The 9,217-nt window shown below is 69.0% G+C and carries 7 protein-coding genes and 1 pseudogene; 4 read left to right on the top strand and 4 right to left on the bottom strand.

Annotated elements, in window-relative coordinates; translation table 11 throughout:
- The first annotated feature begins 368 nt into the window (after nucleotides 1-368).
- Nucleotides 369-623, top strand: coding sequence for a hypothetical protein (locus E1295_RS20110; RefSeq protein WP_132631867.1), 255 nt, complete (start codon nucleotides 369-371; stop codon nucleotides 621-623).
- Between the two features lie 60 nt (nucleotides 624-683).
- Here the strand turns inward: E1295_RS20110 and E1295_RS20105 are convergent, their stop codons facing one another.
- Nucleotides 684-1,559, bottom strand: a complete 876-nt coding sequence (locus tag E1295_RS20105; protein ID WP_220448804.1) for a CPBP family intramembrane glutamic endopeptidase — start codon at nucleotides 1,557-1,559, stop codon at nucleotides 684-686.
- A 127-nt stretch (nucleotides 1,560-1,686) separates the two neighbouring features.
- On the opposite strand from E1295_RS20105, the gene E1295_RS20100 reads away from it, so the two are divergent.
- On the top strand, nucleotides 1,687-2,385 hold the full coding sequence (locus tag E1295_RS20100) for a TetR/AcrR family transcriptional regulator C-terminal domain-containing protein (RefSeq protein WP_132631866.1): 699 nt from the start codon (nucleotides 1,687-1,689) through the stop codon (nucleotides 2,383-2,385).
- A gap of 856 nt (nucleotides 2,386-3,241) precedes the next feature.
- On the opposite strand, the gene E1295_RS20090 is transcribed toward E1295_RS20100, so the two are convergent.
- The 3 genes from E1295_RS20090 to E1295_RS20080 all read right to left on the bottom strand — a co-directional run bounded on the left by E1295_RS20090 (nucleotide 3,242) and on the right by E1295_RS20080 (nucleotide 6,673).
- Complete coding sequence (locus tag E1295_RS20090; protein ID WP_132631864.1) at nucleotides 3,242-4,381, bottom strand: hypothetical protein; 1,140 nt, start codon at nucleotides 4,379-4,381, stop codon at nucleotides 3,242-3,244.
- 284 nt (nucleotides 4,382-4,665) lie between these two features.
- Nucleotides 4,666-5,196 (bottom strand): hypothetical protein, encoded by a 531-nt coding sequence (locus E1295_RS20085; protein WP_132631863.1) that lies wholly within the window; start codon nucleotides 5,194-5,196, stop codon nucleotides 4,666-4,668.
- A gap of 580 nt (nucleotides 5,197-5,776) precedes the next feature.
- The gene (locus E1295_RS20080) at nucleotides 5,777-6,673 is read right to left on the bottom strand and encodes a hypothetical protein (protein WP_246080151.1); all 897 of its coding nucleotides are present in this window, start codon (nucleotides 6,671-6,673) and stop codon (nucleotides 5,777-5,779) included.
- A 424-nt stretch (nucleotides 6,674-7,097) separates the two neighbouring features.
- On the opposite strand from E1295_RS20080, the pseudogene E1295_RS51905 reads away from it, so the two are divergent.
- A pseudogene (locus E1295_RS51905) lies at nucleotides 7,098-7,364 on the top strand (polysaccharide deacetylase family protein); the annotation flags it as partial.
- Between the two features lie 108 nt (nucleotides 7,365-7,472).
- Nucleotides 7,473-8,921 carry a cellulose binding domain-containing protein gene (locus tag E1295_RS20075; protein WP_181958016.1) on the top strand — a complete coding sequence of 483 codons (1,449 nt, stop codon included), beginning with the start codon at nucleotides 7,473-7,475 and terminating at the stop codon, nucleotides 8,919-8,921.
- Nucleotides 8,922-9,217 lie beyond the last annotated feature (296 nt).

Genomic DNA, 9,217 nt, shown 5'->3' with positions numbered 1-9,217 from the left:
GGTTGTGATGGGCGTGGTTGTGGTGATCAACCCATCTACCAGGAGCTCTGCTGCGTCATGGGGCTAACCTCGGACTTGCGATCATGCTGTGACCAGGGCACTCGATGCGGAGCCTGAAATAGGTTCACTGGCTCTGGCCCACTTTTGTGGTGACGGAACGTGATAGTTCGTGTCGATACAGGTTGCCGCTCATACCGGTGCTCCCCGACGCCCAGGCCGCCGAGCGTGCCCCCGCCGGCGTCCGGGACGTCTACGAGAACCGAGTACACCGACGCCTACTTCGCCCAGCCGTCGCCGAATCCTGCCATAGTCGAGATGCCGTCCGAGGATGACGGCTCCGGTGACGGTCCGCTACTCTCCGACCGGTCGTGGGCGGTCAGCGGCTACCGGCTGACATCGACGCGCTCACCGCGGCGCCGACCGGGATCGTGATCGCCGTGGGCGAGGAATCCAAGGGCACCTGCATTGGACGCACCTCGCCGGCGACCGCCGAACTGCTCGGACAGGAGGCGACGGTCTTCCCGAGCCACCGCGGTGGCTTTGTCGGCGGCGAGTACGGCTACGCGGGCCGGTCTGAGTCCTTCGCCCGCAAGCTGCGCGAGGTCCTCGACGCCGCCGACTAACGCTTGCATCCACGTCGCCGCCCCACCCGTCTGCCCCGGTCGGGCGGGACTGCGGAAGGATCAATGGGTGCGGGCGCTGTCGAGTGGGGACGTCGTGGCCGCAGTGGGCCGGTTGGCGGGCCGGGTGGTGGCCAGGAGGGCGGCGGCGGCGACGGCCTGGATACCCATGATCAGGGCGAGGGTGACGGGCTGCTGGACGTCGAGCAGGACCATAGTGGCGTTCGTGGCGACGTGCACGGCGATGGAGGTGAGGACGCCGCCGCGCTCGTAGGCGTAGCAGCAGAGCATGGCCATGGGAATGGAGCTGGCAGCGAAGATGACACCGCTGGGGGTGGTGGCGCCGAGGCTGTTCTGGACGGTGCCGCCGATGAAGAACAGCGGCAGGTGCCACACGGCCCAGAGCGCTCCGAGGATCAGGGAGGCCAGGAAGCGACCCTGGGTGGCGCGCATCCTGGGGTAGGCGGTGCCGCGCCAGCCGGGCTCTTCCGCCAGCGGCCCGCCGATGATCAGGCCGACCAGGAACGTCGCGGGCCCGCCGAAGCCCGCGATCACGTCCAGCGCGCCGTCCAGGCTGGGGGCGGGACCTCCGGCGGCGTGGGAGATGAAGGCGGCGGCCAGCACAATGGCGGAGGCCGCCACCAGCAGCAGCGGTGCCCAGGCCAGGTCCGCGGGGCGGAAGCGGACCGAGTGTTCGGGGGCGGGCCGGCCGCGGCGACCACGGCGGACGCGGATCACCAGGGCGCCTATCAGCGGTCCGAAGGCGCCGAAAAGGTGGAATTGGCCCGCCAGCGGGGTCACAGACGGCCCGCCCAGCCCGATCGCCACCGCCCAGGACGCCCAGCTCACGCCGAAGGCGATGGTCATGAACAGGATCAGGTCGCCTCGGTAGCCGCCGGAAGCGGCAGGGGTGGCGGGGCGTGCGGATGCGGTGGTCATACCGGCTCTCTCTGTCAGGTGAACTGGCGCGTCGCCTGATACGCGAAGACGACGATCTTGCGACGCCCAGAAACATACACTGTTGGATTGAATCCGACAATGTATGAGACCCAGTACACTGTCGGGTATGACCGATCCACGTTCCGAGCAGCACATCGACAGCGTCTTCACCCGCCCGCCGCGGGGCCGCCGCTCCGAGCCCGTGCTCAGCCGCGACCGCATCGTCGCCGCCACGATCGCGCTACTGGATCGCGAGGGCGCTCCCGCGCTGACGATGCGCAAGCTCGCCGCGGAGCTCGGCGTGCACGCCACCAGCCTTTACTGGTACGTCCAGCGCCGGGAGGACCTGGTGGACCTGGCCGTGGACGCAATCCTGACCGAGGCCGCCGCAGCGCTGCCCGGCCCGGAGGTGCCCTGGCGCGCCGCGCTCAAGCAGACCGCCGTCCGGTTCTACGCGGCGCTGACCAGGCATGCCTGGGCGGCGGAGTTCGCCGGCTCCCGGCCCCTGATCGGTCCGAACGCGGCCGCCCTGGCGCGGCGCATCATCACCGCCCTGCACGAATGCGGCAAGAGCGAGGAGGTCCAAGCCGTGGCGATCCGGGCGTTCTCCAACCAGATCCTGGGCGCGGCCGCCACCGCCGTCTCCATGCGCCAGACGCGCCAGAACGACCCGGACCGGCACGAAGAGGCCCTCGCCACCGCCATATCGGAATCCGACGCCCTCGCCACCGACAACGACTACTTCAACCAGGTGATCGACCTGCTGATCACCGGCATAGACGCGCAGCCGGAGAACCGCCCCCCATCGCCGCACACCGACGAGTGACCACATCCACGACGGCCCGGGACATCACGCCAGAGGCGACTCGTTCGGCGGTCACCCGTCCGCCACAGCCGCCGCGATCAGGCGATCGCGTCTCTGGCGGGTGTACGTACAAGTCCCCTGCGGAATGCCAACTTCGACACCCCGGTGGATCGCTTATGGAATTCGCTCACACATCAGCGTTCAGCTTTTGATCCGCCGCTTCGCAGCTGCATCGTCGGTAGGGATTGACCGAGCATGCACCGACGCCCACGCCCTGCTGCGACTGCCCACCATCCGAGCAAGGCAGCACGATCCGCGGCCTGGTCGCCCTCGGCGAGCAAACCAACCCCGTTTACGACCGGGAACTCGCGCCTGGCCGACGCGCAGAAGCGCGTGATCAGATAGCCAGCCACCGGCCGGGTCGCGGGTCGGGCGTCGACTGGGGTCAGTATCAAGAATCAGGCACACATGCCGTGATCGCACCGTTGCATGGATCACGGTTCGAGTGTTCCGGGCGGATCAGAAGCTGCCCGGCGAAACCACTTCCGCCGGTGAGAAAGACACGAATGAAAGACTTTTCCTCGGCGGGTTGTACCAATGCGAGCACGAGCTTACGAGAGCGGCGGGCACTCGGCGAGAACGGCTGGACGGGGCCCGCTCACGCGGCTCTGCAGCCCGTTCGCTCATGGATCCGCGGCCTACTCTGCTGCGGTCCCATGGCCGGCGGAAGGAAGGTATTCGTCCTCAAAGAGCGCTCCTTGGTTGAGGCCCCTGCAGGGCACGAGCACGGGCGCATGGAGCGCATCAACCGGCGGACTTCATGCTCCGTGAAGGACGTGGCGATGTTCGCCACAACCGCTGTACGTCGTCAGACGTCTCAGCGGCTCCCGGCGGCCAGCAGCAGGTCGGCGTTGACCCGGGCGAGGCCGAAGGTGTTCCTGCCGCCCTCGGTGTACCCGGCCTTGCGCTTCCACCGCCGCCCGTCGTAGTGCAGCAGCGTGACCTCGGATGTCACGTCCTGCTCGTAGCCCACCGCCCACACGTCGTCCTCACCGACGGCGGCGACGCCGTACAGCGAGCCCTTCCACTTGGGCGGGGCGACCTGCTTCCAAGAGCTGCCGTTCCAGTGCAGGATCAGCGGTGCGCCTGTCCCGTACTCGTCGCAGTCCCCCGCGGCGCCACGCTCGCCCACGACCCACACATCGGACGGCCCGTTCTGCCAGATGTGCCGCAGCGTGCCGCGGCCGGACACGGGCAGCCTCATCTCCACCGGCGCGCTGCCGCGACCCGCACTATGCCAAATCGCCGGGCGCGCACCTACGCATCGTCCGCTGGACGAACTGCCCGCGATCCACACATGCCCGGCTCCGGCGTCCACGGCGTGGAATCTGCCTCCGCGCGGTAGATCCCGCTTACCGAAACGCCTGCCGTCCCAGGTCACAAGGACGGGGACGGACCTCTCGCCCTCCCCACGCCTGCCGATAAGGAACGCCCGCGAACCGTCCACAGCGACGTCGGTCAACGCGCCGACCTTCGGCAGCTGGGCAGGTCTGAACGTCCTCCAGCGCTGCCCGTCCCAGCGCAGGGCGAAGGGGAGCCGCACATCCCTGGAGTCCTCGTCGACGTCCCCGATGTCGCCGACCGCCCAGACCTCGTCCGATCCGCCGGCGTCCACGCCTGACACAACGGAGTAGATCGCGCCCGGGAACCGTTCGTGCAACCGCATCTCGACCCGCCGCCACCCATCGCGGTCCATGCGCAAGATCACCCCGCCGGACGGCTCGTCCTCCGCTGGCACGGCATAGCCGACCGCCCAGGCCACGTCCGGACCCACCACCGCCACATCCAGCACCGTGGCGTCACTGTCGTCAGAGGAACTCTCCTCATCGCCGGGGCCGCTCGCCGTGGGCGACGCGGAAAGGGCCGTGCTCGCTGCCGGTGTCTTCGGTACGGTGCCCGCCGGGGCGGCCGTGCAGCCCGCCAGAACGAGGACGCAGACGGCCCACACGATTCTCATGGTTCCTGGAGTATCGCAGGCCTCCGGGCATGATGTGATATCTCCGGACACCGGAGCCCTGGGCTCCTCACCGGTCACCAACGCCCAGTGGCGTGACCGCAACGCGATGCGAGCAAGTACCGCCGGCCTTCGGTGTCGGCGGGACCCCCATCCGCGCGCACCGCCGTCCGTCCAGGAGCCGCCACCGATGGTGTGCTTGGAGGCGGGCCTCATCCCGCCCGATGTGAGGCATATCGAGGAAGGAAGGCGGGCCATGAGCCGTGAGTGGCCTGGCGGTCAGAGGCTCATGGCGTCGGCTCCACCGGCCTACGGCGAGCCTGCATGACCAGGCCGATCGCCTGCAGCGCTGCGGCTACGACCAAGACGAGCAGCATGCGAGGAAGCCAGTCGGCGTATTCCTCGTTGAAGCCGGTCGCGCCGCCGTCTCCCATGTGGAGAAAAACCCATTGGGCGAACGTGAGAACAGCGGAAACCGGATAGAGCCCCCAAACGACACCGGCCACAACCACCAGGACAGTCCGGGCCCGTCCCTTCAACCTGGGCAGCAGGATGCCGATGCACATCAAGCAAACCGCCGCGAGGGCGACGAGGTAACCCCGTACATGACCCTCTTCCCGCACATCAGCCGCTTCTTCGAGCAGGTAGGCCGTGTCTTCGACCGTGGAGATCCGCTCTGCGGCCAGCCACTTGTCGTCTGCGGTCACGTCCATCCTCTGCAGACGTATCTCGACGCTCACCTGCTCGACGGCATACCGCACGGCCAGGTAGTGACCAGCCACGTAGGCCGCAGCCAGAACCAGTCCGAGCACAACCACCACTGGTCCACGCCGCCTGCCACCCCGCAAAGCAGTCACCACCTCGACCGACGATCTGGGCGATCATACTCACCCCGCAGAGAACTCTGCCGTCGGCGGCTTGACCGGCGTCGGATTCGGCCCGGACCCGGACTCGGGCGAAGACCTCATCCTCGTGACCTCTCATCAGGGACACGGCGTCGTCACCTGCGTCACCGGGCGGCGCATGGCGCGTGGCCCTGTTCCAGAACCAGCATGGCCATTGCCATCCAGATCCCCGGACTCCTGGGTGGCGGCCTGCACATGACCATCGAGGTCGTCATGCCCGACTGGCCCAACGAAAGTACGCATCTCTGCACATCGCCGACTCCACCACCGCGCCGCCGCCTGATCGACCTCGGGCCCCACACCAACGGCATCTGGACTCTCGTCCCCACCATGCCCTGTCAAGAAGGTGAGCCGGCTCATGCCGGCTCACCCACCAAGATCTTCAGGACATGTCCCAGCGGGGGGCGTCCAAGCGGTTTGGGCTGACCGGCCCCGTACGCCCGGCCGGCCCCTGCTGAACGCCCGGCCGGGACCTACCTCACCGGCAGCACGCTCACCCCGGCGGTGTCTGGCCGTTCTTCGCCACTGGCACGCCCAGCTGCACGGCACCGGTGAGCGTCGCCCGCTCCGGCGGCAACTGCCCAAGCACCGGGTTCAGATGCCGCAGGCTCAGCGTCACCGGCGTGATCGCCGGAGCGACCGTGTCGAACTTCTCCAGATCCACCCAGCGCACCACCTCCAGCACCTCCGGCGGAATGTTGTCTCCGCGCTTCTGCATCGGCACGCACAGCTGACGGGCGTAGGTAACCCGCACCGTCGCCGGGGGAATCCGGTCGGTCAGGACCGGGTTCAGCTGCCTGAGGTTGAGTGCCCGGTTCATCGGCGTGTTCGGCGTGATCCCATAGCACAGCAGGTCGATGTGCTGCACCAACTGCATCACCTCCGCAGGCGGCGCGACGCCGTTCTTCGCCACCGGCACGCAGAACTGCTCCGCCCTGCCCAGCACGATCTCCGTACGGGGCAGGTCCTGCAGCACCGGGTTGAGATGGCTGAGCACCAGCGCCTTGCCGGGCGCCGGGGTGAGGACCCGGTAGCAGGCCAGGTCGACGAACCTGATGAAGTCCAGTACCTCGGGCGGCGGGATGACGTTGTTCTTGGCGACCGGCACACACAACTGCTCACGCGCGCCGAGGGTGATCTGCTCGATCGGCAGACTTTCGAGGACCGGGTTGAGGTGCCGCAGCGTCAGCCCGACGGCCGGCGGCTGGTACGGGTCGGTCTTGAAGCATTCGAGGTCGAGGTACGACACGAATTCCTTCGGCTTGGGCAGCGCCGGCGCAGCGGCCGACGGCACGGCGACAAATGCCATGATGACAATTCCCAGAGCCACGGATAACGCGCGCCGGATCGTCGGCCGGACGCGCCGGAGCCCGCTGACGGGTCGGTCCACCGTTCCTCCATCGGTCGTGGTTCCTCCTGGTCACCCCTCACTTTCTGCGCGTCGTGGAGCCTTGACAAGGTTAATGATAGATTTCCGCTATGTCACGATCACCGTCGGGCTATATGTGCCGCCCATAATCGCCCCGGGAACCGTCTGGGCATTTTCTGCGCATTCCCGCTGAACGATTCGGGCGGTGCGGTATTCGAGCCGTTCCGCCGCTCGGCTCCTTTCCCTGCAGGTCGTGCCACTGGAGTACGCCTCGGCGGCGGGCGCGAGTAACTTTCATGGATCAGGCGCGAGGAACGACCGTTCGCAGCGCGCCGACGACCGTTCGCCGCGCTCCTGCCCGTCTGCGGCCGTACGGACGGCCCGGCATCCTAACGTCCCCATTGCCGCGAGCCGGTGAGAACCGGGCCGGGCGGCCCTCAGAACCGCCGGGCTGCGCGCCACCATGTTCAACGTCGGCCAGAACGTGGAGGCGTACCCGGACCTGACGAGACAGCAGGTCGCGGCCGGCATGTGGATCGGTGACCGCAGCTGGGACCACCCCCACATGACGCAGCTCACCGCCGAGCAGCAGGACGCGCAGATCTCCCGTACGCAGGACGTCATCGCGCGGGTCACCGGCGCCACGCCCCGCCTGTTCCGCCCGCCGTACCTGGAGACCGACGACGGGCTGCGCGCTGTGCAGCGCCGGCACGGCCTCACCGAGATCAACGCCGACGTGGACTCCCAGGACTGGAACAACGCCACCGCCGACCAGATCGCGGCCAAGGCCAGACAGCTGCGGTCCGGCGACGTGATCCTCATGCACGACTGGCCCGCGAACACCGTACAGGCCATCCCGCGGATCGCCGCCGACCTGCGCGAACGCGGCCTGTGCGCCGGGAGGATCTCACCCGTCACCGGCCGGGCGGTCGCCCCAGGCAACACGTGCGCCGCCGCGTACCGGACGATCTCCGCCCGCGACGGCGCCTTCCACGGGAAGGTCGTCGTGACCAACACCGGCACCACCCCGCTCGACGGCTGGCGCGTCACGCTGACGCTGCCCGCCGGGGTACGGATCAGCGCCGTGCGGAGCGGCGTCGCCACCGGCGCCACGGGAACGGTGACCGTCACCGGTACCCGCCACAACAGCGCCGTCAGGCCCGGCAGGTCCACCACCTTCGGTCTCACCGGCACCCGCACCGGGGACGAGGCCGTCGCGGGCGTCACGTGCGCCGACCCGTCCGGCGACACCCCGGCCCACGCCCGCACCACCGGTCGCGTCGAGGACCTGGGCGACAGCGTGCGCTACACCTGGCCGGGCGTCACTTTTGAGGGCCGTTTCCAGGGCACCGGGGTCGGGATCGAGCTGAACGACGCCGCCAACGACTACGACGTCCAGATCGACGGCGCCGCCCCGGTCACGCTACGGACGCCCGGCCGAACCACGCACTGGGTGACCGGCCTCGGCGGCGGCGTGCACACCGTACGCCTCGCCAAGAGGACCGAGAGCCCGTGGACGCCCGGCGAGTTCGGCGGATTCGTCGCCGCGCCCGGGGGCCGCGTCCTCGCCCCGCCCGCCGCCCGCGCCCGGCAGATCGAGTTCATCGGCGACTCCTGGACCGCCGGCTACGGCAACATGTCGACCAGCCGCGACTGCTCGGCGAGCGGCGGGATCAACCCCGACTCCAACGCCGACCAGGCCTTCGGCGCCCTCACCGCCCGCACGCTGAACGCCGACCACCAGCTCACGGCCTGGTCCGGGTTGGGCATGGTACGCAACTACAACGGCGGCAGCCCCGGCACCGACTTCCGCACGTACTACGACCGCACCCTCCAGGCGGCCGGCACCGCGGCCTGGCAGCCGCCCAAGACCTGGAGGCCGCAGGTCGTCGTGGTCGGCCTCGGCATCAACGACTTCTCCACCCCGCTCAACCCCGGCGAGCCGTGGGCCGACACCGCCGCGCTCGCCGCCGACTTCCGGGCCGCCTACCTGGGGTTCCTGGCCAAGCTCCGCCTCCGGTACGGCCCCGGCACGTTCATCGTGCTGACCTACCCGACGATGTCCGGCACCCCGCTGGCGGACATCGTCGAGCAGGTCGTACGGGAGCGCAACAGCCAGGGCGACAGGCGGATGTCGGCGCTGCACTACGACAACGACGCCCTCGGGCTCGACCTGCTCGGCTGTGACTGGCACCCGTCGCTGCACGACCACCGGCTGCTGGCGGGCGCGCTCGGCCGCTTCATCGGAACGCTACCCGTACGGTGGTGACGGTCCGGCCGTCCCGGTGGCGTTCCAGGACGGCTGCAACCCGCTCCCAAGAGCCTTGATCCCGTGAACCGGGCGAGGAGAGGGAGTGGGCCGAGTCGATGAGTCGGTCAGGGGCTCGCTTCCGATTGACATGAGAACTGCTCGGGTGACCCCCGGCGCTGGCTGGCACAGCAGGAGTGGATCCCACTCGGCGACATCACCGTCGAGGACGACGGGGTCGTGATGTGGATGGTGGGGCACGGACTCGGTGCGGCGATCGTGCCCAAGCTGTCCACGGTCGGCTCGCCCGCCGAGGC

Source organism: Nonomuraea mesophila, assembly GCF_004352805.1.
Taxonomy (GTDB): domain Bacteria; phylum Actinomycetota; class Actinomycetes; order Streptosporangiales; family Streptosporangiaceae; genus Nonomuraea; species Nonomuraea longispora.
The sequence above is the reverse complement of the archived record's forward strand: the minus strand, read 5'-3'. Positions and strand labels throughout refer to the sequence as shown.